This is a genomic window from Fictibacillus fluitans (assembly GCF_030418125.1).
GTDB lineage: Bacteria > Bacillota > Bacilli > Bacillales > Fictibacillaceae > Fictibacillus_C > Fictibacillus_C fluitans.
Map to the genome: position 1 here is coordinate 40,228 of NZ_JAUHTR010000019.1, position 22,887 is coordinate 63,114.

Consider the following 22,887-nt stretch of genomic DNA (forward strand, 5'->3'; position numbering starts at 1 on the left):
AAGCATAAAGCCCCCGCTGTCTACGGCATGACATAGATATTTATTTTCAACATTCCAAACTATATCAGCTTATAAAATGTTTGTCAACTATTTTTTAAGAGAAAAGTTAGACGGGTTAACTTTAATCCCAGGTCCCATTGTAGAAGAGATTGCTACGTTGCGGATATAAGTCCCCTTTGCAGCAGCAGGCTTAACTTTAATAAGCGTATCGACAATAGTTCCAAGGTTCTCGGACAACTTGCTGTCTTCGAAAGAAACTTTTCCGATCGGCACGTGAATGTTACCGGCTTTGTCAACACGGTATTCCACTTTACCAGCTTTAATATCGTTAACTGCTTTTTCAACTTCAAATGTTACTGTACCTGTTTTAGGGTTTGGCATTAAGCCTTTAGGTCCTAAAACACGTCCAAGGCGACCAACTTCAGCCATCATGTCAGGTGTTGCCACGATCACATCAAAGTCGAACCATCCTTGTTGGATTTTGTTGATGTAGTCAGTATCGCCTACGAAATCAGCTCCAGCAGCTTCTGCTTCTTTTGCTTTTTCGCCTTTAGCGAATACCAATACACGTTGAGTTTTACCAGTACCGTGTGGAAGCACGACAGCACCACGGATTTGTTGGTCCGCTTTCTTAGGGTCTACCCCAAGACGTACTGCTACTTCAACAGACTCGTCAAACTTAGCTGTTGCAGTCTTTTTAACAAGCTCAATCGCTTGTGCAGCTTCATAAGCTTTTTGGCGGTCTACTAATTTAGACGCCTCTTGGTATTTCTTACCTTTTTTAGCCATTGTAAAAATTTCCTCCCTTTTGTGGTTTAGCGGATATACCTCCCACTTAAACGGCCTCCGAGATTTTGAAGGGCCGCTGCGCCTTTTTTGCCGCGGGAATAAATGCCGGGGCTTCCAGGCTTTGTTTCATTAATAAAGGTTGCGAACCGTTACCGGTAGGATGTCTCCTTTACTCGCAACCCGTTTGACGCATCAGGATTAGTCTTCGATAACAATTCCCATGCTGCGTGCTGTACCTTCAACCATACGCATTGCAGACTCAACGTTTGCAGCGTTTAGGTCAGGCATTTTTGATTCTGCAATTTCGCGAACTTTATCACGTTTTACAGTTGCAACCTTTTTCTTGTTTGGCTCACCAGAACCAGACTCGATACCAGCAGCTACTTTAAGTAATACAGCAGCTGGAGGGGTTTTAGTAATGAATGTAAATGAACGGTCTTCGAAAACCGTGATTTCAACCGGAATGATTAAACCAGCTTGATCAGCAGTACGAGCGTTAAACTCTTTACAGAATCCCATGATGTTAACACCAGCTTGTCCTAGTGCAGGTCCAACCGGTGGTGCCGGATTTGCTTTACCAGCAGGGATCTGAAGCTTTACCATTTTAATAACCTTTTTAGCCACGCGACACACCTCCTTAAGTCCGTGATGTGGTATATGGGTGCAATACCCTCCCACTCAAAAATACGCTTCCTCCATGCTTAGGAGAAAGCAGTTGTTTAGAAATATCAAACATTAAAAAGTCTATCACTTTTCAAGCTCGATTACAAGCGTTTTTGAAATTACTTTGAAACTAGAGCTTAACAACCTGGGTGAAATCCAGTTCTACCGGCGTTTCACGGCCAAACATGTTGACATGAACCTTAAGCTTCCGCTTGGTCGGATCGATCTCTTCGATGGTACCGACAAAGTCAGCGAACGGACCTTCTTTCACTTTCACGGATTCCTTAAGCTCATAGTCCACTTCGATGCGAGGCTCTTCCATGCCCATGCCTTTAAGAATGTGCTCAACCTCTTCAGGCAAAAGCGGGGTCGGCTTGGAACCTGCTCCTGCAGATCCGACGAATCCTGTGACACCCGGAGTATTTCGAACCACATACCATGAGTCGTCAGTCATGACCATTTCAGTCAAAACATAACCAGGGAAAACCTTTTTCATGGCTGTTTTTGTTTTGCCGTTCTTTACTTCCGTTTCTTCTTCGACAGGAACGAGTACACGGAAGATCTTGTCCGACATCCCCATTGATTCCACGCGCTTTTCCAGGTTCGTTTTGACTTTGTTTTCATACCCTGAATACGTATGAACGACATACCAGTTTTTTTCCATATTTATCGGGACAACCCGTGTCCTTTCCCTCCTAAGCGGATATACTCTAAGCAGTGTATCCAGTTATCTTTCTATATAAACAAATTAGTCTACAATGAGTTCAACAAGCTTTGAAATGCCAAGGTCAATTACCCAGAAGAAGATCGCCATCAAAATAACAGTCGCAAGTGTAACCGTTGTATAGCGAATCAGTTCCTCGCGCTTTGGCCAGCTAACTTTCTTCATTTCCTTTTTAACGTCGGATAAAAACTTTGCAGGCGACTTTCTTGTTTTTTCTGCAATGTCAGCCATCATGTTACCCCCATTAGCTAAAAGTTAATATATGTGCAAACAGCCGGCAAGCCGGCATCTTATTTCGTTTCTTTGTGGGTAGTGTGTGCATTGCAATGACTGCAAAATTTCTTAACCTCGATGCGTTCAGGATTTGCTTCCTGATTTTTCATGGTGGTATAGTTCCGGCTGTTGCATTGCTCGCAGGCTAAAATAACTTTTTTTCGCATAAAAACACCTTCCGTGCTGTTTAGACCCACTCATCCACGATATCTATATTACTTTTACCACATTATCACAGGGCAAAAGGCTTGTCAATAAAGGTCGGAAGCCGCTCTGGCCTTTTGAACGCAAAAAGAAAAACAGGGGAGGTCCCCCTGCTTATAATGTTATTTCCCGTAATTCAAGATATCGTTCAAGTTTTCTTTTTACGCGCTGAAGCGCATTGTCTATCGACTTGACGTGCCTGTCCAGGTCAACGGATATCTCCTGATAGGATCTTCCATCCAGATAGAGCATCAGCACTTTCCGCTCGAGGTCGCTTAATATCTCGCCCATTTTCAGCTCGATATCATCGAACTCTTCCTGGTTGATGATGAGTTCCTCCGGATCGGTTACCTTTGTTCCACATATCACATCCATCAATGTCCTGTCCGATTCTTCATCATAAATCGGCTTGTCCAGCGAGACATACGAATTCAGCGGTATGTGTTTCTGCCTTGTTGCGGTCTTAATGGCCGTTATCATTTGCCGTGTGATGCACAGTTCGGCAAAAGCCTTAAAGGATGAAAGCTTGTCCTCTTTATAATCTCGAATGGCTTTATAAAGGCCAATCATGCCTTCCTGGATAATATCTTCCCGGTCAGCTCCAATTAAAAAATAGGACCTTGCTTTGGCGCGCACGAAATTCTTGTATTTGTTAATCAAAAATTCCAGCGCAGCACTGTCTCCTACATGGACATGTTCTACCAGACTTTCGTCTTCAATCTGTTCATAATCCAGAACCGTCATTTCTTTGAGGTAAATGCTCACGACAATCCCCCCGGTCAGAGCCTGAATGCAAGGCAAAATATAACAATATTATACAGCATGACAGGAAATAGCGTCAAGATTGTTTATTTTTGGCCTCTTCTCCATTTTTCGAATATTTCAGCGATTTCTTCAGACAAAGAGATACTCGAAAAGTTGCGTTCCTTGGCCGACTTTACTTTTCGGTCAATCCGCCTCTCGATATCTTCCATTTCAATTTTCAATTCCCTTGAAGACTTCCGAAGAGCTCCCTTGGCAAAAACCACCCATTGTTCGGTATAGTCTGAAGTCGCCACGAAAATCCGGGTATTCACATTCTTAAACTCTGAGGCCAGTTTTTCAATCCGTTCATCTGCCGTTTCATTCTCTTTTGTGAAAATGACTTCGACCTTAAAATTCTTCGATTTCTTTTCAATGCCGGGCACCATGTGGGCGTCAAAAACAACGATCACTCTGTAGCCGGTAAATGCCTGATATTCCGCCATTTTTTCAATGAGAATATCCCTGGCCTTCGCGAAATCCAAATCTTTCAGGGATCTCAGCTCCGGCCAGGCACCAATCACATTGTATCCGTCAACGATCAGGATATTCTCCATTATGATGATTGCGGATGGCGTTTGCGGTAAACCTCGTATAAGAGCAGACCTGCTGCCACAGATGCATTAAGAGAAGTAACCTTCCCTTCCATCGGCAGCCGTACAAGAAAGTCGCATGTATCCTTTACCAGGCGGCCCATTCCCTTGCCTTCACTTCCAATGACAAGGCCAATCGGCAAATCCAGCTTGGCTTCCCTGTAGTCTTCCTGCCCCTTCATATCAGCTCCCACAAACCACAGGCCGCGCTCCTTCAATTCCTTCATCGTTTGAACAATATTGGTTACCCGGACAACCGGGATGTATTCGATGGCTCCCGTGGACGCTTTGGCAACAGCCGCTGTAAGGCCTACCGCCCGCCGCTTGGGAATAATAACACCATGGGCACCGACCGCGTCAGCCGTTCTCATGATCGACCCAAGATTGTGGGGATCCTCGATCTCATCAAGAATGATGAAAAAAGGATCTTCACCCTTTTCTTCTGCCTTTTGAAATAAATCGTCGATCTCTGAATACTCATAGGCCGCGACGGCTGCAATAACACCCTGATGGTTTCCTCCATCACTCAGCAAATCCAGCTTTTTTTTCGGAACAACCTGAACGATCACGTTGTTTTCCCTGGCCATGTGGACGACCTGGCTTACCGGCCCTTTTTGAGAGCCTTCACCTACAAAAATTTTATTGATATCTCTGCCTGCACGGAGCACTTCCAGTACAGGATTTCTTCCGATAATAAATTCTTCGCTCATTGTTTTCCTCCCTCTTCCGCCTGTTCAACGAAAGACACTACTTTTTCAAAAATCATATCCAGCCGCTCCTGGCGGCCCAGAAGATAGTGATAGCCAATAATTGCTTCAAAGCCTGTCCCGTACCGGTACGTTTGGACATCAGTGTTCTTGGGGACTGAGCCCTGGTTTGCGTTTCTGCCCCGCATGATTACCGCGGTTTCCTCTTCGTCAAAAAAGCCCTCTTCAAGCAGCCGTATAACCACCGACGCCTGCGCTTTTGCGGAAACATATTTGGTGGCAAGGGTATGAAGCTTGTTCGGTTTTACCTGCCCTGAGTGAATGAGGTGATGCCGCACAAAATTCTCCAGCACGGCATCTCCCATATACGCAAGGGTCATTCCATTTAATTGTTTAACATCAGCATCAGTGATTTGTCTGCTCATTTACTGCCTCTTCCAGCGAACACCCTGAGGCGTATCTTCCAAAACAATATTCATGTCACGCAGCTGGTCACGAATTTCATCCGCACGAGCGAAATTCCGTTCCTTCCTTGCTGTGTTCCGCTCTTCAATCAGTGCTTCAATGTCTTCATCCAGCAGCTCTTTCTCTTCTGTCATCGTCAGGCCGAGCACACCGGCCAGCTCTTCGAAAAGACCGATGAATTTGGCAAGCACCGCTGTTGAAGTATTTTCCGACTGCAGGTAGACATTTGCCTCTCTTGCCATATCAAACAGAACGGCGATCGCATTTGCGGTATTGAAGTCATCATCCATTGCAGTGGTGAAGCTTTGTTTGAATTGCTCTATTTTTTCGTTCCATTGATCGCTGTCAGAAGCAAGATCGGCACTGACTTCCAGACGGTGCTTGAGATTTCCGTAAGCCGTCCGGATCCGGTTCAAGCTGACATGTGCGCTTTCAAGCAATTCATTACTGAAATTAATCGGGTTGCGGTAATGAACGGCCATCATGAAAAAGCGGATGACCTGCGGATCGAACTCTTTCATCATATCGTGAACAAGCACAAAGTTCCCGAGTGATTTGGACATCTTTTCGTTATTAATATTAATATACCCGTTATGCATCCAATATTTTGCCATTGGAGCTTCGTTTAATGCTTCTGACTGGGCAATTTCATTCTCGTGGTGAGGGAACGTCAAGTCCTGTCCTCCTCCATGAATATCAATGGAGTCTCCAAGGTACTTTTTCGCCATGGCCGAGCACTCAATGTGCCAGCCGGGACGGCCTTTGCCCCATGGGCTCTCCCAGGAGATTTCTCCCTCTTTTGCCGATTTCCAAAGTGCAAAATCAAGCGGATCCTTTTTGATGTCGCCTACTTCAATCCGTGCCCCGGATCGGAGATCGTCAATGGATTGATGGGAAAGCTTCCCGTATCCCTCAAATGCCCTTGTTTTAAAATACACATCGCCTTTTGCTTCATAGGCATAGCCTTTTTCAACCAGCTTGCTGATAAAATCAATAATTTCCGGCATGGTTTCGGTTACCCGCGGGTGATAGTCCGCTTCCTGTACACCAAGTGCGCAAACATCCTCATGATACGACTGGATAAAACGTTCTGCTACGGTGGGAACATCCGTGCCGAGCTCTTTTGCCGCCCTGATGAGTTTGTCGTCCACATCAGTAAAGTTGGAAATAAAATTCACATCATAGCCGCGGTATTCAAGATAACGGCGTACCGTATCAAATACGATAGCCGGACGGGCATTTCCGATATGAATGTAGTTGTAGACGGTCGGTCCGCATACATACATTTTTACTTTCCCTTCCTCAAGGGGTTTGAATACCTCTTTTTGACGGGTTAACGTATTATAAATAACTAAGCTCATCGCACTTCACTTCCCTTTCGTAAACGTTCCATATCTTCCTGCAGTCGTTCAATCTCCGCCTGCAGCTCGCGGAATTGGGCAGCCACCGGATCCGGAAGGTTGCAGTGATCCAGCTCCTGGCCGACTTTCACGCCATCCTGGACAACGACCCGCCCGGGAATCCCGACTACCGTCGAGTTCGGCGGCACATCCCGAAGCACAACCGAACCGGCCCCTATCTTAGAATGTTTCCCAATTGTGATGGATCCCAATACTTTGGCGCCCGAAGCAACCAGGGTGTGGTCTTCAAGCGTTGGATGCCGTTTTCCTTTTTCCTTACCAGTACCACCAAGTGTTACTCCTTGATACAAGGTAACATTGTTGCCGATAATACAGGTTTCCCCAATAACGACTCCCATCCCATGATCTATAAATAACCGGCGCCCGATCTGCGCCCCCGGATGAATTTCAATCCCTGTAAAAAAGCGGCTGATCTGTGAAACCACACGCGCGAGAAACAAGAAATTGTTCCTGAACAGCTTGTGAGCCACCCGGTGGGCCCACACCGCATGCACGCCCGAATACGTTAAAATGACCTCCAGCTTGCTGCGTGCCGCCGGATCATTATCAAAAACTGCCTGTATATCCTCCCTCATGCGCTTCCACATGGAAATCCCCCCCTGGTAGTTAACCATAATCCTGTTTTGGCGGGTAAATGTTCGATTTCGGCGGGTAAATCCTCCATTTTGGCCGGTAAATTCTCAATTCCCGCCGGTAAATCTTCATTTCCGCTTGTAAACCCTGCCCAGCAATGCTTGGGCATTAAAAAAAGCGCCCTGTGCGTATGCACAGAGACGCTTTTGGCGCGGTTCCACTCTGTTTAACAGCAAAAATACGAAAAACAACGAAGAAATTCGGTATTTTTGCTCTTCCCTTATACTCCGTAACGTGGAGGGCCGCTTTTATCTACTGTATGTTTCGATAAAAGGCTCCGAGGTGCACTTCAGTTTCCTTTTTCATAAACCACTTTCAGCCAGGGTGGTCCTCTCTGGTATGAAAATGAGAAACCTACTCTCCTCATCCTTGCTGTTGTTGTAATTAATTTCTTTTAATATATTACATTGCGTGCGAAATGTTAACTAATATTGCCTATAAATTTAAACGAGGCGCGATGCGGTGTGATCCAGGCGCTTCAAAATCTCTTCTTTTCCAAACAAGGAAATGGCCTGCGGAAGGTCCGGTCCGTGCGTTTGGCCTGTTGTGGCCACGCGGATCGGCATAAAGAGATTTTTACCTTTTTGCTTTGTTTCCTTTTGGGTTGCCTTAATTGCCGCCTTTACTTCCTCCGGAGAGAAATCGGTAATCGCTTCAACATGTCCTTTGAAGGAAGCAACAACTTCAGGAACGGTTTCGCCTTTCAGCACTTCAAGCGCTTCTTCTTCATACTCAATCTGTTTTTTGAAAAACACGTCAGTCTGTTCAACGATTTCGGCACCGTAGCTGAGTTTTTCCTGGTAAAGAGCCACAAGCTTGGCTGCCCATTCACGTTCCTCTGCTGACATGTCCTCTTTTAAGCGTCCCGCTTCCACCAGATGCGGAAGCGTGAGCTCCATGACCGTTTCGAGGTCTTGTTTTTTCATGTACTGGTTATTCACCCAAAGCAGCTTTTGCTTATCGAAAATAGCCGGAGCTTTAGAAAGGCGGGAAGCATCAAAAATATCGATGAACTCATCCTTCGTAAAGATTTCTTCCTCTCCAACCGGAGACCAGCCAAGCAGCGTAATGAAGTTAAACAGCGCTTCTGGAATGTAGCCAAGCTGCTCATATTGTTCAATAAACTGGATGATCGACTCGTCGCGCTTGCTGAGCTTTTTGCGGTTTTCGTTAAAAATCAGCGTCATGTGGCCAAACACCGGCGGTTCCCAGCCGAATGCTTCATAGATCATCAGCTGTTTTGGCGTGTTGGAGATATGATCATCCCCGCGCAGCACATGCGAAATCTCCATCAAGTGATCATCGACGGCTACCGCAAAGTTGTACGTTGGGATGCCATCTTTTTTCACAATGACGTAATCGCCAATCCCATTGGAGTCGAACGATACATCTCCTTTTACCATATCGGAAAAGGCATAGGTGTGATCAGCCGGCACGGCAAAGCGAACGCTCGGCTTACGTCCTTCCGCTTCAAGCGCCTTGCGCTCGCCGTCGGTCAGGTGCCGGCATTTCCCGGAGTAGTGCGGCGTTTCATTTCGTGCCACCTGCTCTTCACGGGAAGCTTCAAGTTCTTCCTCGGTGCAGTAGCATGGATAAGCAAGACCGCGGTCAAGCAGATCCTGATAATGCTCTTTATAGATGTCGAGGCGCTCCATTTGTGTGTATGGACCGTACTCTCCGCCAACATCAATGCTTTCATCCCAGTCGATGCCGAGCCATTTTAAATACGTCAGCTGGCTTTCCACGCCGCCCTGGATGTTTCGCTTCTGGTCTGTATCTTCAATACGGATGATGAGTTTGCCGTTATGATGGCGGGCAAACAAATAATTAAACAGCGCCGTTCTTGCATTCCCTATATGTAAATGTCCTGTTGGGCTTGGCGCATACCGCACCCTTACGTCGTTTGACATTTTAACGTCCACCTCGTTCATTTTTATGCTTCGTCCATTGTAACACTTTCGTCTACTTTTTTGTAATCAGGATCACTGCGTTGGCGGCAATTCCCTCACTGCGGCCTGCGAAGCCCAGCTTTTCGGTGGTCGTCGCCTTTACGTTGATCTGGTCGGTTTCCGCTCCAAAAATGCCGGCAATGACACCGCGCATCTCCTCGATGTATGGCGCCATTTTTGGCTTTTGGGCAATGATGGTGCAATCCACATTGCCAAGTTCATATCCCTTTTTCTGCACAAACTCCCAGGATTCCTGAAGAAGTTTTTTAGAATCGGCATCCTTAAAGGCCTCATCTGTATCCGGAAAGTGCTTGCCGATGTCCCCTTCTCCTGCAGCACCGAGCAACGCATCCGTCACGGCATGCAAAAGCACATCGGCATCAGAATGTCCAAGCAGGCCTTTTTCGTAAGGAATTGTGATTCCCCCGATAATCAGCGGCCGCCCTTCCACCAGCTGGTGCACATCATAGCCTTGTCCCACTCGAATCATATGTTTCTCTCTCCCTTTGTTCCAAAATGGCATTGGCAAAAATCAGATCGTGAACGGTCGTTAATTTGATATTTAAATAATCTCCCTCAACGATGGAAACCGGGTACCCTGTCTGCTCCACCAGGCTGGCGTCATCGGTGCCGAGATAGCCTGCCTCTGCCGCTTGCCGGTGGGCCTGTAAAACGACAGGCAGACGAAAAGCTTGTGGTGTTTGGACAGCCCACAAGCTCGCACGGTCTACCGTTTCCGTCACGGTTTCGCCCTTTGCTTTTTTTACCGTATCTTTTAACGGAACCGCCAGAATAGCGGCTCCTGTTTCAGTTGCTTTTACCACGAGTTCATGGATGTTGTCACGCTGGACAAAAGGACGCGCACCGTCATGGACCAACGCAAGATCCGTCTCTGCTACCGCCTTCAGTCCCGCAAATACGCTGTGCTGCCGCTCCGCTCCCCCAGGGACAACCTTGGTGACCTTTTGAAAAGAAAAGCGGTCAATCAGCTCATGAAATTGTTCCTTCTCCGCCTCGTTGACGACGAGAATAATTTCACGGCACCACGGGTCTTCCTCGAAGACAGACAGAGTATGGGCAATCAGAGGCTTTCCCTTCAGTTCGATCCATTGTTTGTTCTTGCCTGCATTCATCCTTTTCCCCTGTCCTGCTGCAGGGATTACCATACTATACTTCAACAACCTTCTCCACCACTCTAGACTGCGTACAGAGAAATAACCGCTACCCTGTATGCTTGTAGTTATAAAGCTTTTTCCAGCAGCTTCGGCTTGGCAAAAATCATCCGTCCGGCGGATGTCTGCAGCACGCTGGTCACCAAGACGTCAATGGTCTTGCCGATATAGTTTCTGCCTTCTTCGACAACGATCATGGTGCCGTCATCCAAATAGCCGACTCCCTGGTTGTGCTCCTTGCCATCTTTAATGACCTGAACGATTAATTCCTCACCTGGAAGAACGACAGGTTTTACTGCATTGGCAAGGTCATTTATGTTCAATACTAACACATTTTGAAGCTCGCAGACTTTGTTCAGGTTAAAATCATTGGTCACGACAACACCGGACAGCAGCTGGGCAAGCTTCACCAATTTGCTGTCAACCTCGCTGACCTCTTCAAAGTCTCCTTCGTATATTTCCACCTTGATGGAAAGCTCTTTTTGGATGCGGTTCAAAATATCCAGCCCGCGGCGGCCCCTGTTCCGTTTCAGGACATCGGAGGAATCGGCAATGTGCTGAAGCTCTTCAAGCACAAAGCGGGGAATAATCAGCGGACCTTCCAAAAAGCCGGTCTGGCAAATATCCGCTACCCTGCCGTCAATGATGACACTGGTATCGAGGATTTTGTATTTTCCTTTCAGCTTCTCTTCCTCAGCATCCTTTTTACGTTCTTTGCCGGCCCGGTTAATGGAAAAAAGAGCGATTAACTCATCTCGCTTTTTAAAGCCCACCTGAAACCCGAGGTACCCGAGCAAAAGGGTAAGAAAAATAGGAAGAATAGAACTGAAGACTACGACATTGATGTTATTAAGCGGAAGCTGCACAAAAAATGCTACTATAAGTCCAAAAATAAGTCCGATTGTTCCAAAGAGTACATCCGTGACCGGTGCTTTAACGACGGTTTCTTCCACCCAACGAATCAGCCCCACGATGTAATCTGTTACCCAAAAGGTAGATAAAAAGAATATAAGTGCCCCCAAAACCGCTCCCGCATAAGAAGACGTTAATTCACTGGGCAAATCACCCAGATTGAGTATACGGATCACGTCAGGGACATAGATAAAACCAAGCATGCCGCCGACAACAACAAAAAACAGCTGTACAAATCTTTTTAGCATGCACTTCACCTCCCTTAACCATTATTTACAGAAAGTCTGTTTTGAAACATGTTCATGTGAGAATTTCCATAAAATTTTCGTCATTTAAATATGCCTGTCTACAAAAAGCTGTTCCTGAATCCGTTTCAAGCCTTCCTTGATTTTTTTGGCCCGGATTTCCCCGATGCCTTCCACTTCATCCAGCTCCTTGATGGAAGCCCGGAGAATGCTGGGAAGACTGTCGAACGTGCCAATCAAATTTTCTACAATCAGGGTAGGAAGTCTCGGAATCTTTGAAAGTATTCTGTATCCGCGCGGATGAACCGTTTCCTCCTGCACGTTGGATGAAGGCGAATGCCCCAGCAGCTTAACGATGACATTCTCGTCAAACAGTTCATCGCTCGACAGCTTCTTCAGCTGCCGCAGGATATGGGCCGGATCATGCTTTCTGTCTTTTACGTAATCCTTGATCAAAAGAACCGCCTCATCTTCTATGTTAGCGACAAGTTCTTCCATCTGCATACGTATTAATCTTCCCTCTACGCCTAACTCATTAACATATTTTATGATTTCATTCTTTATTCTTAGAACCATTTCAATGCGATGAATGACCTGGGATACTTCCTGGAATGTTACCAGTTCCTCAAATTCAAGGGCACCGAGGTTGGTAACGCTCTGGTCAAAGACGACCTTGTACTTTTCAAGGGTCTGGATGGCCTGATTGGCCTTCGTTAAAATAACACCAATATCTTTCAGCGAGTAGCGGATCACGCCCTGATACAGCGTGATGACGTTCCGGCGCTGTGAAATGGATATGACAAGGTTTCCGGTCTGGCGCGCCACCCGCTCAGCCGTCCTGTGACGGATTCCCGTTTCTGTTGAAGGGATGGAGGTATCCGGTACGAGCTGTGTATTGGCATACAGGATGCGTGACGCATCCTCGCTCAAGATGATCGCTCCATCCATTTTTGCCAGCTCGTAGAGTGAAGCCGGCGAGTATTTACAGTTGATGGAGAATCCCCCGTCAACGAGCTGTGTGACTTTATCATTATAGCCGACAACGATAAGGCCGCCGGTGTTTGCACGGAGCACATTGTCTATACCCTCTCTGAGGGGCGTTCCTGGCGCAACAAGCTGCAGCATGTTGCTGATGATTGCTTCTTTTAAAATATGATCCATACGTTATCCTCCCAAAGTATGGTGCAATGTCTCTTCGACAGTAGATACACCGATAACTTTAATTCCTTTAGGGATCGTCCAGCCCCCAAGGTTTTTATCCGGAATGATGGCCCTCTCAAAGCCAAGCTTGGCTGCTTCATGGATTCGCTGGTCAATCCTCGATACCCGCCTGACCTCGCCTGTTAATCCGACTTCGCCAATGATCACATCGGTCGGACGTGTCGGCGCATCGCGAAAGCTTGAAGCGATGCTGACAGCCACGGAAAGGTCTACAGCCGGCTCATCCAGCCGTACCCCGCCTGCAACATTCAAGTAGGCGTCCTGATTTTGAAGCAGAAGTCCAACCCTTTTTTCAAGGACTGCCATCAAGAGTGAAACCCGGTTATGATCAATGCCGGTAGCCATCCTTCTTGGATTTCCAAAACTTGTAGGAGATACTAATGCCTGTATTTCTACAAGCATGGGCCTGGTTCCTTCTAATGAGGCCACAACAGTTGATCCGGCTACACCTTTGGAACGCTCCTCCAGGAATATTTCCGACGGATTGAGCACCTCTGCAAGGCCCAGCTCCTTCATTTCAAATACGCCGATTTCATTGGTTGAGCCGAAACGGTTTTTAACCGCCCGTAGAATACGGTACGTATGATGGCGCTCTCCTTCAAAGTAAAGCACAGCATCCACCATATGCTCAAGCATCCTCGGACCGGCAATCGCGCCTTCTTTTGTAACATGGCCCACGATAAAAATGGCGATGCCTTTTGTTTTGGCAATCCGCATAAAATGCGAAGTACACTCTCTTACCTGTGAGACACTTCCCGGAGCGCTTGTCACTTCGGGACGGTAAACCGTCTGGATCGAGTCAATGATGACGACCGACGGATTAATTTCGGTCACCGCTTTTTCAATAAGATCCAGGTCCGTCTCTGCCAAAACAAACAGTTCTTGGGCCGCGATGTTCAGGCGGTCCGAACGAAGCTTCGTCTGCTTGACGGATTCCTCTCCCGAAATATACAGCACCTTTTGCCCGTGATCTGCCAATTTTGCAGAAGTCTGCAGCAGAAGTGTAGACTTTCCGATACCGGGGTCGCCTCCCACCAATACGAGTGAGCCCGGTACAATGCCGCCTCCGAGTACACGGTTCAGCTCCATTGTATGTGTATTGATCCGCGGCTCCTGCTCACTTTTTACAGAAACGATGGATTGAGGCTTTTGCTGTGTGCCGGAAGCGGAAGAGGTCGATAATCCCCTGGTTGGAGTGTCTTTCTTGATGACTTCTTCCACCATGGTGTTCCATTGGTGGCAGCCCGGGCATTTCCCCATCCATTTAGGTGATTCATAACCACATTCCTGGCACATAAAAACAGATTTGCTTTTGGCCATTACGTTCTCCTCTATGTTCAACTGCCGTATTTGACAGCAAACGATTCTTTCTTTTTATCTCTATGTCTTTATTTTAGCAAACATCATACCTCTCTTTCCATTGGGGGCATTTGGAATTCTGACAAATCGGTAACAGATGGACAAAAAACCCGGAAGACATGTGTCTTCCGGGTTCTGTTAACGGCTTATGACTGTGAAGAAGCTCCGACGGTCTCTACAACAAAGTCATTATTGTCGATGTCGATTTTAACCGTGTTGCCTTTGCTGATGTTTCCTCTTAGCAGTTCCTCAGATAAGCGGTCTTCAATTTTACGCTGTAAGGCGCGGCGCAATGGACGTGCTCCATAGTCCGGATCGTAGCCTTCCTCCGTAATCTTATCCAGTGCAGCATCGGTAAGCTCGATTTCGATGCCCTGATCCCTGAGCCGCTTGATTAACGAATCTGCCATCAGTGTAACAATCTGCTTGAGATGTGTTTTCTCAAGGGAATGGAACACGATGATCTCATCGATACGGTTCAGGAACTCTGGACGGAACGCTTTTTTCAGCTCAGCCATTACTTTCGTTTTCATGTCATTGTATTGCTGGTCTTCCGTATGAACAGTGAATCCGAGTGAGCTGTTTCGCTTGAGCGTGCTCGCACCCACATTGGACGTCATGATGACGACTGTGTTGCGGAAGTCGACGGTACGGCCTTTTGAGTCGGTTAGGCGGCCATCTTCAAGCACTTGAAGCAAAATGTTGAATACCTCAGGATGCGCTTTTTCGATTTCATCAAGCAGGATAACAGAGTAAGGCTTGCGGCGGACTTTTTCAGTCAGCTGTCCGCCTTCCTCGTGTCCGACATATCCCGGAGGTGAACCAACCAATCGGGAAGTCGTGTGTTTCTCCATATATTCAGACATGTCGATGCGGATAATCGCATCTTCATCACCGAACAGGGACTCTGCCACGGCACGGGCCAATTCCGTCTTACCGACACCAGTTGGTCCAAGGAAAATGAATGAACCGATCGGACGCTTAGGATCTTTTAGTCCGGCACGCGCACGGCGGATGGCTTTTGAAATCGACTGAACGGCTTCGTGCTGCCCGATCACCCGGTTATGAAGGATTTCCTCCAATTTCAACAGACGCTCAGTTTCTTCTTCAGCCAGTTTGGAAACCGGTACTCCCGTCCAGCTGGACACCACCTGGGCGATGTCTTCCGGAGTCACTTCGGTATTTTCCTGGCCCTGCTTTTCTTTCCATACATTTTTGGTTTTCTCCAGCTCTTCGCGCAAACGCTGCTCCGTATCGCGGAGGGACGCCGCTTTTTCGAATTCCTGGCTTTGAACCGCTGCGTCTTTTTCCTTGCGCACCTCTTCAAGCTTAAGTTCAAGCTCTTTCAGGTTTGGCGGCGCTGTATACGAACGAAGTCTCACTTTGGATGCGGCCTCGTCAATCAAATCGATCGCTTTATCCGGAAGGAAGCGGTCAGAAATGTAACGGTCGGACAAGGTAACCGCTGCTTCGATGGCATCATCCGTAATGGTTACACGGTGATGGGCTTCATAGCGGTCACGAAGACCCTGGAGAATCTGTGTGCTCTCGTCTTTTGTCGGCTCATTAACCGTAATCGGCTGGAAGCGGCGTTCAAGGGCTGCATCCTTCTCAATGTATTTGCGGTACTCATCAAGCGTGGTGGCACCAATACACTGAAGTTCACCGCGTGCTAGCGCAGGCTTTAAGATGTTGGAAGCATCAATGGCGCCTTCTGCTCCGCCTGCTCCAATCAGGGTATGAAGCTCATCAATGAAAAGAATAATATTCCCGGCCTGGCGGATTTCATCCATCACTTTCTTCAGCCGGTCTTCAAATTCACCGCGGTATTTTGTTCCCGCAACCACGGTTCCCATATCCAATGTCATAACTCTTTTATCGCGAAGGGTTTCAGGTACCTCGTTGTTGATAATCTGCTGTGCAAGACCTTCGGCGATCGCCGTTTTACCTACCCCTGGCTCACCAATCAGAACCGGGTTGTTTTTCGTTCTGCGGCTCAGCACCTCAATAACCCTTTGGATTTCCTTCGCTCTGCCAATAACCGGGTCGAGGCTGCCATCCTTGGCGATGGCGGTTAAATCTCTGGCAAGACTGTCAAGCGTCGGTGTATTGGCATTGGTGGAAGCCCCTCTGTGGTTGGAGGATGCTTCATTGCTTCCGAGCAGCTGAAGAACCTGCTGGCGGGCCTTGTTGAGGCTGACGCCCAAGTTGTTCAGCACACGGGCAGCTACCCCTTCTCCCTCACGAATTAAGCCAAGAAGGATATGCTCTGTTCCCACGTATGAGTGTCCGAGCTTTCTTGCTTCATCCATTGACAGCTCAATAACCTTTTTCGCCCGTGGAGTGTAATGAATGGTTTGCACGGATTCCTGACCGCGTCCAATCAGTGTTTCCACTTCTTTTTGGATCTTCTCCGGACCGAGTCCGAGAACATGGAGCGCTTTAGCCGCAATTCCTTCTCCTTCGCGGATTAAGCCAAGCAGAATATGCTCCGTTCCAACATTATTATGGCCAAGGCGAATGGCTTCTTCCTGTGCCAGCGCAAGTACTTTTTGAGCTCGTTCTGTAAATCGACCAAACATCATAATCATTCACACTCCCATTCGGATTTTAAGCTTCTTCAAGTTCGACTCTTTCCCGGATCAGCGTGGCCCTCAGGATATCACGCTCATCGGGATTCAGCATTTCATTGGCATATTGCTGTAAAAAGCCCGGTTGTGTAAGTATCATTAATTCATTTAATATCGATCGGGAAATCCCCTGGATCACTCCCAGATCTATTCCCAGTCTTACATCGGAAAGGCACTGTGCCGCTTCCTTGGACTGGATGATCCGGCTGTTGGCCAACACGCCATATGACCTGAAGATACGGTCTTCCAATTGAATTTTCAACCCTTGCTGCAGGTTGTTTCGCGCAGCCCTTTCCTGCTGGATCAGTTGCAGGACAACGCCACGCAAATCTTCAACGATATCTTCTTCCGATTTCCCCAGTGTGATCTGATTGGAAATTTGGAATACATTTCCCTGAGCTTCTGTTCCCTCTCCGTATATTCCTCTCACCACCAGCCCCAGCTGGTTGATGGCCGGAATAATGCGGCTAATTTGTTTGGTTAGAACCAAAGCGGGAAGATGCATCATAACAGAAGCTCTAAGCCCTGTTCCGACATTGGTCGGACAGCTTGTTAGGTAGCCTCTTTCTTCATCGAACGCATAATCTACTTTTTCTTCAAGCCAGTCATCCAGTTCCCCTGCAAGCTTCAGCGCTTCTTTCAGCTGGAAGCCTGCAAACAGGCACTGAATCCGCAAATGATCTTCTTCGTTGATCATAATGCTGACGGATTCATCCGCATTCAGCATGACCGCTCCATATTTAGACTGTTCAGCAAGATGAGGACTGATAAGGTGCTTTTCTACCAATACCCTTTTTGCCAGGGGTTTTAGCTGATCCAGTGAAAGAATTTCAAACTTGCCCCAATTTCCGTACTCCTGATCCCCATTTGCTTCATGCAGTTTACGAATCACGGTTTCAGATTCTTCTCTGGAGGCAAAGTCGGGGAAATTGTAATTTTCCAGATTTCGGGCCAGTCGGATCCTGCTGCTTAACACAATATCGGAGTCAGGTCCTTCTTTCTTCATCCAGGGACTGATAGCCTCACTTATAAAATGTTCAAGTGACATGCTCTATTCCCCCTTTTCCTGATGCTTTTGCTTTTCTAAAAGCCGGATTTTATCCCGGGTTTCAGCAGCCTTTTCAAATTCCTCATTCAGGATATACTGCTGCATTGATTTCTTTAGCGATTCCAATTCCCGTTTTTCCTGGAGTCCGCTGCCAATCCGCTTTGGAATTTTGCCCTCATGCTTTGTATTTCCTCCGTGCACCCGCTTTAATATTGGATCAAGCTTGGAGTCAAATACTTCATAGCAATGACTGCATCCAAAACGGCCAATCTTGGCAAACTGCTGATATGTCATGCCGCATTTCGGGCACGCCAGAACTGATTGCTGAGAAAGTCCCGGAGAAGCTGTTCCCGATATCGCCGGATCTCCATAAAGAAGTCCGGAAAGCAGCTGATGAATAGAGAATGTATTCGACCCCGGAAGGAATTCTCCTTTTTCTTTTGCACAATGCTCACAAATATGAAATTCTGTTTTCTGGCCGTTTACAATCTTTGTAAAGTGCAAAGTGGCAGGCCGTTCATGGCATTCCTGGCAAAACATTTTATACTCCTCCCCTATTAATAAATGTGATACAACGTTATCTGGTTCTAAATTTTAACGTCCGAATCATGCCTTTTAATAATTCGGCTCTCAATTGATCACGCTCAGGAAGGTCTAACACTTGAAGAACAGTGCGGTCAATGACGCTCAGCATAATTCTCGCCTCGCGCTCGGAGATGATCTGTTCATCCAGCAGCCGCAGCACCACATTTTCGGCGCTTCCCTGTGAAATGCGGTCATTGATCAAAAGCAGCAGCTGGTCAATCAGATGGACATAATTTTCCGTTTTCACCTTAATAATGCGGATGTATCCCCCGCCTCCCCGCTTGCTTTCCACAACGAATCCTTTTTCCACGGTGAATCGTGTATTAATAACATAGTTGATTTGGGAAGGGACACACTGGAATTTTTCAGCAATATCCGTGCGCTTGATTTCAATAAATTTGTCATTCGAACCTGCGATGACCTGCTTCAAATATGCTTCAATAATGTCCGAGATATTTTTCAACCTGCTCCCCTCCCCTCTGACTTTGACTATCTTTGACTATATGTATATATTATAGTCCGTTTCCCAGGTTTTATGCAACTAATGAATACTTTCTGCCTCATTGGGGAACAAGGTATTTCTCTCACAGTATTACCCGATATTTTTCCTGTTAATCGTTCCTTTTCAGAGATTTAAAAAAGAAGCCCCTCGAAAATATCGCCGGGACTTCTTCTAAAAACCAATATGTTATTTGGAAAACATTTTTTCCGCCTGGTCCATCGCCATCTTGTTACCAAGGGCCGAATAATCAAGCCATGGCTGATCAGGGACCACATACACATGCTTGTTTTTTACCGCTTTTAACCCTTTCCAGATGGATGAGTTCTCCATTTGCTTAAAGGCGGTTTTTGATTGGTCATCCTGATTCACTACGACAAAAATCGCATCCGCATCAAAGTCAGGCAGGACCTCCTGGGAGATCACTTGATATGGCTGGTTGGCATCCACTTTTTTAACCCCATTTGCAGGAGTAAAGCCCAGATCGTCAAACAGAATCGGTCCCATCGGGCGGGCGGTACCAAACACACGAAGTTCCTTGGCGGTTACACGAATCGCCATCGCTTTGCTGTTTTTGCCTAATTCATGTTGTATTAAGCCTTTTACTTCTTTCGTTTCTTTATCATAATCTTCAACAAACTCTTTTGCCTGTTTGTCCCGATTAACAAGTTTCCCTATTTTTTTCAAGTGGTCTCTCCATGTTCCTTCATCAAGATCAAACACATGAACAGGCGCAATTTTTTTGAACTTGCCGAGATCTTTTCCACCATATTCTTCGTCCATATAAATCGCTGAAGGCTTTAAAGCAAGCAGTGCTTCCATATCAGGATCAGCAGCCGGCCCCAGTTTTTTTGTGTTTTTCAACTGATCTTTCACGTGAGGAAGAAAGTCCTTTAATCCCCCTCCGACCACCGAACCGGCAGGTGTTATGCCGAGCGCCAGGAGGTCATTGGTCAAGTGTATGGACAAGGAAGCGATTTTTTGATTCCCGTTTTTTTCTTCGCTCTTTCTTTCCTTGGGACTGGCTGGTCCACACGCGGATAATACAAGAAGCAGCACGATACTCAGGATAATTCCAAATTTCGTTTTCATTTTCAAACTCCTCAATTAAAATCTATTTTGTTCTGGCAAGCAAATACAGAAAATAGGGCGCTCCAATAGCGGCCACTACTACACCGGCAGGAATGGAATTGGGAGCGAATACCGCACGTCCAATCGTATCCGCCAGCACTAAAATCACAAGGCCAATCAGTCCCGATAAAGGAAGGAAATACTGATACATGGGTCCAACCAGCCGCCGGGCAAGATGGGGAGCAACCAATCCCAGAAAGCCAATGCTGCCTGCCACTGAAACACTCGCACAGGACAAACCTACAGCGGTACCCAGCAACAGCAGCCGCCTTTTCTGGACGGCAGCCCCCAGTCCGGTTGCGACCGAATCACCAAGAGACAGTACGTTGAGCGTCTTGGACTGCAGCCATGCATATGGACCTAAAATAAAGATCCATGGCAAAAGGGACACGACATGAATCCAGTCCCTTCCCCACACATTGCCGACCAGCCATCTTGAAGCAAACAGATAGGTATCCTCATTCAAACGAAGAGACAAAAAAAGTGTCACTGCGCCAAAACCTGCAGAAATGGCGATCCCAACCAGTATTAACCGAATAGGCATTATCCCTTTAAACTTATCATGCGCCAACAGGACAATAAAAAAAGCAGCTGCCACTCCGCCGCCAAAGGTGAACAACGGAATAAAAAGTGAGGCTTTCTCATTTAACGAATGAAAATAGGTAACATACACAATCAAGCCAAAAGCTGCTCCCGCATGCAGTCCCAAAATTCCCGGATCAGCCAGCGGGTTGCGGGACAATCCCTGGAGAATGGATCCCGATATACCTAACCCAATACCAGCGAGCATGGTAATCAAAATGCGAGGCAGCCGGTAATCAAATAAAACGGTTGTACTGGTGAAATCACCGTATCCAAAGAAGGTCTGAATGACTTTCAATGGCGGGATCGGCAATGTACCGGTATTCAAGCTGATTAATATGGCAGCGATGCTGATCAATACAAAAAGTGTGAAAACACCAGAAGCTCTCCTGGCATCAGGGGACATAGCTTTCTTCATTTATAACTCACTCCCAACTTTGCGGGCTGTATAAAGGAAGAAAGGAACCCCGATCATGGCAACCATAATACCAATGGCGAGCTCGCGGGGCGGATCAACCGTCCTTGCCCCCAAATCAGCCAGTGTTAAAAGAACCGCCCCCAGCAAAGCCGACATGGGAATGATAAGCTGGTACGTTGCCCCCACCAGTTTCCTGGCGATATGAGGAATCACCAGACCCACAAAAGCGATAGACCCAACAGAGGAAACCGAAACACCGGCTAAAACAACCGCAAGGGCCATGCCGATAACCTTAATCCGTTTCATATTCACCCCAAGATTCGCAGCAATATCATCACCCAGTGCTATAAGTGATACGGACCTTCCCAATAACATGCTACATAAAATAGCTGTTAAAAGAACCGGAACAAGAATACGCAAATATTGCCACTTGATGCCGGCTACACCCCCGGCATACCAGAAAGCGAGATCCTGGCTCAAATCAAAATAGATCGCTACACCCGAAGTCAGTGAATGCAAAAGAGCGGCAATCACGGCCCCAGATACGGTAAGCCTCAGCGGAGACAAGCCCCCGGGAGACATAGAGCCGAGCAAAAAAATAAATAAAGTGCTAAGAACAGCTCCAATAAACGAAAAAAGCATCAGGAGCGAATACGGCAGATGAGGGAAAAAGGCAAAGCACAGTGCAACGATCAGCATAGAGCCGCCATTAATCCCTAAAATGCCTGCGTCCGCCAAAGGGTTCCGTGTAATTCCCTGCATAAGTGCACCCGCCACAGCAAAAGCAGCTCCTACAACCGCTGCCCCGATCACCCGTGGAAGCCGCAGCTCATGAATAACCTGCTGGGAAGTAACCGCAGAATCATAATGAAAGACAGCTGACCAGACTGCAGCCAGCGACAGCTCTTTTGCCCCAAACGTAATGGCCAAAAACATGCATGCCGCAAGCCCCGCAAACGCCAATAAAAATAAACATACCAACATATAAACTTTTGGATTTCTTCCACGTTCTTTTGGAGAAGAAGTATTAAACATGAACTCACCCTTTGGGCCCCAAGCATCAGGGTAAACCTTATGTAACTGCCACGAGGCATTTGACATCTTTATTGATAATCATTTTCATTTAAAAACATATGAACATTATATCGATGAACAGAGGAATTATCAACACTCTCTTCGGATTAGTTAATGAAGAAAGTGAAGTGAGGAGTTTGATTTTTGATTGCGTTTTAAATAGAAAGAGGACTAATTGAAGGTTTTCAGGATGAATTTTCGGGTTTATTGGAGAGAAAAAGAACTAATTAGGGGGTTTTTGGTGTGGCTGGAGATGGCTATGCGGGCTGATTCGGTTCTTCGGGGCCTTTTTGATCTCTCTGGCGCTGCGTTAGTTGCGGTTCGACACCGTTTAGTTGCGGCAATCGCTTGTTTAGTTGCGCGTTTCCTTGATTTAGTTGCGGATCGACACGATTTAGTTGCGTAGCACCTCATTTTCAGCTTTATCCAAAACAAAAAAAGCATCCAGAAATTTAGAATTGAGAAAAAGGACAAGTTAGTGTTCTTAAGATGCGTTTTTTTGGGTTTTGCGAAGAGGAAAAGGACTAATTAGGGGTTTTTGTTGTGGCCGGTGCTGAGAATGTGGGATGATTCAGGGCTTTAGGGCACTGTTTGTCCCCCTGGCGCTGCGCTACTTGCGGTTCGACACCGTTTAGTTGCGGTACAGGCTTGAATACTTGCGGTTCGACAACGAATACTTGCGATGTTGCCTCCATTACTTGCGATTCGACACGATTTACTTGCAGATCACGTCATTTTCATCTTTCGACAAACAAAAAAAAGCACCGCTAATTTCTCAGCAGTGCTTTC

24 protein-coding genes and 2 other annotated features (1 of these 26 only partly in view) are annotated in these 22,887 nt (G+C 46.8%); all 24 genes read right to left on the minus strand.

The genetic code is table 11. The features are described 5' to 3' along the window. Positions 1-44, minus strand: a sequence feature (ribosomal protein L10 leader region) (it extends 103 nt beyond the left edge of the window). Between the two features lie 43 nt (positions 45-87). Further along, a complete protein-coding gene (rplA, locus tag QYB97_RS22225; RefSeq protein WP_301168206.1) occupies positions 88-789 on the minus strand; it encodes a 50S ribosomal protein L1 in 702 nt (233 codons plus the stop codon). Positions 790-987: 198 nt separating this feature from the next. Further along, complete coding sequence (gene rplK, locus QYB97_RS22230) at positions 988-1,413, minus strand: 50S ribosomal protein L11 (protein ID WP_053356210.1); 426 nt, start codon at positions 1,411-1,413, stop codon at positions 988-990. A 169-nt stretch (positions 1,414-1,582) separates the two neighbouring features. Then, positions 1,583-2,116 carry a transcription termination/antitermination protein NusG gene (gene nusG / locus QYB97_RS22235; RefSeq protein ID WP_301168207.1) on the minus strand — a complete coding sequence of 178 codons (534 nt, stop codon included), beginning with the start codon at positions 2,114-2,116 and terminating at the stop codon, positions 1,583-1,585. A gap of 84 nt (positions 2,117-2,200) precedes the next feature. Continuing rightward, positions 2,201-2,410 (minus strand): preprotein translocase subunit SecE, encoded by a 210-nt coding sequence (gene secE, locus QYB97_RS22240; protein ID WP_356948202.1) that lies wholly within the window; start codon positions 2,408-2,410, stop codon positions 2,201-2,203. A 56-nt stretch (positions 2,411-2,466) separates the two neighbouring features. Further along, entirely contained in the window at positions 2,467-2,616 is a 150-nt protein-coding gene (gene rpmG, locus QYB97_RS22245) for a 50S ribosomal protein L33 (RefSeq protein ID WP_301168208.1), read from the minus strand. 151 nt (positions 2,617-2,767) lie between these two features. Beyond that, positions 2,768-3,418, minus strand: a complete 651-nt coding sequence (gene sigH, locus QYB97_RS22250) for an RNA polymerase sporulation sigma factor SigH (RefSeq protein ID WP_301168209.1) — start codon at positions 3,416-3,418, stop codon at positions 2,768-2,770. An 83-nt stretch (positions 3,419-3,501) separates the two neighbouring features. Then, positions 3,502-4,011 (minus strand): NYN domain-containing protein, encoded by a 510-nt coding sequence (locus QYB97_RS22255; protein ID WP_301168210.1) that lies wholly within the window; start codon positions 4,009-4,011, stop codon positions 3,502-3,504. After that, positions 4,011-4,757, minus strand: coding sequence for a 23S rRNA (guanosine(2251)-2'-O)-methyltransferase RlmB (gene rlmB / locus QYB97_RS22260; RefSeq protein WP_301168211.1), 747 nt, complete (start codon positions 4,755-4,757; stop codon positions 4,011-4,013). Before rlmB ends, QYB97_RS22255 begins: the two co-directional genes overlap by 1 nt. Then, complete coding sequence (locus QYB97_RS22265) at positions 4,754-5,179, minus strand: Mini-ribonuclease 3 (RefSeq protein ID WP_301168212.1); 426 nt, start codon at positions 5,177-5,179, stop codon at positions 4,754-4,756. The genes rlmB and QYB97_RS22265 overlap by 4 nt, the downstream gene beginning before the upstream one ends. Next, positions 5,180-6,580 (minus strand): cysteine--tRNA ligase, encoded by a 1,401-nt coding sequence (gene cysS, locus QYB97_RS22270; protein WP_301168213.1) that lies wholly within the window; start codon positions 6,578-6,580, stop codon positions 5,180-5,182. Then, positions 6,577-7,227, minus strand: coding sequence for a serine O-acetyltransferase EpsC (gene epsC / locus QYB97_RS22275; RefSeq protein ID WP_301168214.1), 651 nt, complete (start codon positions 7,225-7,227; stop codon positions 6,577-6,579). Before epsC ends, cysS begins: the two co-directional genes overlap by 4 nt. Positions 7,228-7,406: 179 nt before the next feature. After that, positions 7,407-7,652: a binding site (T-box leader), on the minus strand. 64 nt (positions 7,653-7,716) lie between these two features. Beyond that, positions 7,717-9,183, minus strand: coding sequence for a glutamate--tRNA ligase (gene gltX, locus QYB97_RS22280; RefSeq protein ID WP_301168215.1), 1,467 nt, complete (start codon positions 9,181-9,183; stop codon positions 7,717-7,719). Between the two features lie 52 nt (positions 9,184-9,235). Beyond that, a complete protein-coding gene (gene ispF / locus QYB97_RS22285) occupies positions 9,236-9,712 on the minus strand; it encodes a 2-C-methyl-D-erythritol 2,4-cyclodiphosphate synthase (protein WP_301168216.1) in 477 nt (158 codons plus the stop codon). Continuing rightward, positions 9,687-10,400 (minus strand): 2-C-methyl-D-erythritol 4-phosphate cytidylyltransferase, encoded by a 714-nt coding sequence (gene ispD, locus QYB97_RS22290; RefSeq protein ID WP_301168217.1) that lies wholly within the window; start codon positions 10,398-10,400, stop codon positions 9,687-9,689. Before ispD ends, ispF begins: the two co-directional genes overlap by 26 nt. A 62-nt stretch (positions 10,401-10,462) precedes the next feature. Further along, positions 10,463-11,554, minus strand: coding sequence for a PIN/TRAM domain-containing protein (locus tag QYB97_RS22295; protein ID WP_301168218.1), 1,092 nt, complete (start codon positions 11,552-11,554; stop codon positions 10,463-10,465). Positions 11,555-11,638: 84 nt separating this feature from the next. Next, a complete protein-coding gene (gene disA, locus QYB97_RS22300; RefSeq protein WP_301168219.1) occupies positions 11,639-12,712 on the minus strand; it encodes a DNA integrity scanning diadenylate cyclase DisA in 1,074 nt (357 codons plus the stop codon). Between the two features lie 3 nt (positions 12,713-12,715). Beyond that, entirely contained in the window at positions 12,716-14,092 is a 1,377-nt protein-coding gene (gene radA, locus QYB97_RS22305; RefSeq protein ID WP_301168220.1) for a DNA repair protein RadA, read from the minus strand. Between the two features lie 185 nt (positions 14,093-14,277). Then, positions 14,278-16,716 carry an ATP-dependent protease ATP-binding subunit ClpC gene (gene clpC / locus QYB97_RS22310; protein ID WP_301168221.1) on the minus strand — a complete coding sequence of 813 codons (2,439 nt, stop codon included), beginning with the start codon at positions 16,714-16,716 and terminating at the stop codon, positions 14,278-14,280. Between the two features lie 25 nt (positions 16,717-16,741). After that, positions 16,742-17,809, minus strand: a complete 1,068-nt coding sequence (gene mcsB / locus QYB97_RS22315; RefSeq protein WP_301168222.1) for a protein-arginine kinase McsB — start codon at positions 17,807-17,809, stop codon at positions 16,742-16,744. 3 nt (positions 17,810-17,812) lie between these two features. Further along, the gene (gene mcsA, locus QYB97_RS22320) at positions 17,813-18,349 is read right to left on the minus strand and encodes a protein-arginine kinase activator protein McsA (RefSeq protein ID WP_301168223.1); all 537 of its coding nucleotides are present in this window, start codon (positions 18,347-18,349) and stop codon (positions 17,813-17,815) included. Between the two features lie 37 nt (positions 18,350-18,386). Further along, on the minus strand, positions 18,387-18,857 hold the full coding sequence (locus tag QYB97_RS22325) for a CtsR family transcriptional regulator (protein WP_301168224.1): 471 nt from the start codon (positions 18,855-18,857) through the stop codon (positions 18,387-18,389). Positions 18,858-19,082: 225 nt separating this feature from the next. After that, positions 19,083-19,985 carry an ABC transporter substrate-binding protein gene (locus QYB97_RS22330; RefSeq protein WP_301168225.1) on the minus strand — a complete coding sequence of 301 codons (903 nt, stop codon included), beginning with the start codon at positions 19,983-19,985 and terminating at the stop codon, positions 19,083-19,085. A 22-nt stretch (positions 19,986-20,007) separates the two neighbouring features. Further along, on the minus strand, positions 20,008-21,024 hold the full coding sequence (locus tag QYB97_RS22335) for a FecCD family ABC transporter permease (protein ID WP_301168226.1): 1,017 nt from the start codon (positions 21,022-21,024) through the stop codon (positions 20,008-20,010). After that, positions 21,025-22,008 (minus strand): FecCD family ABC transporter permease, encoded by a 984-nt coding sequence (locus tag QYB97_RS22340; RefSeq protein ID WP_301168230.1) that lies wholly within the window; start codon positions 22,006-22,008, stop codon positions 21,025-21,027. Positions 22,009-22,887: the final 879 nt, after the last annotated feature.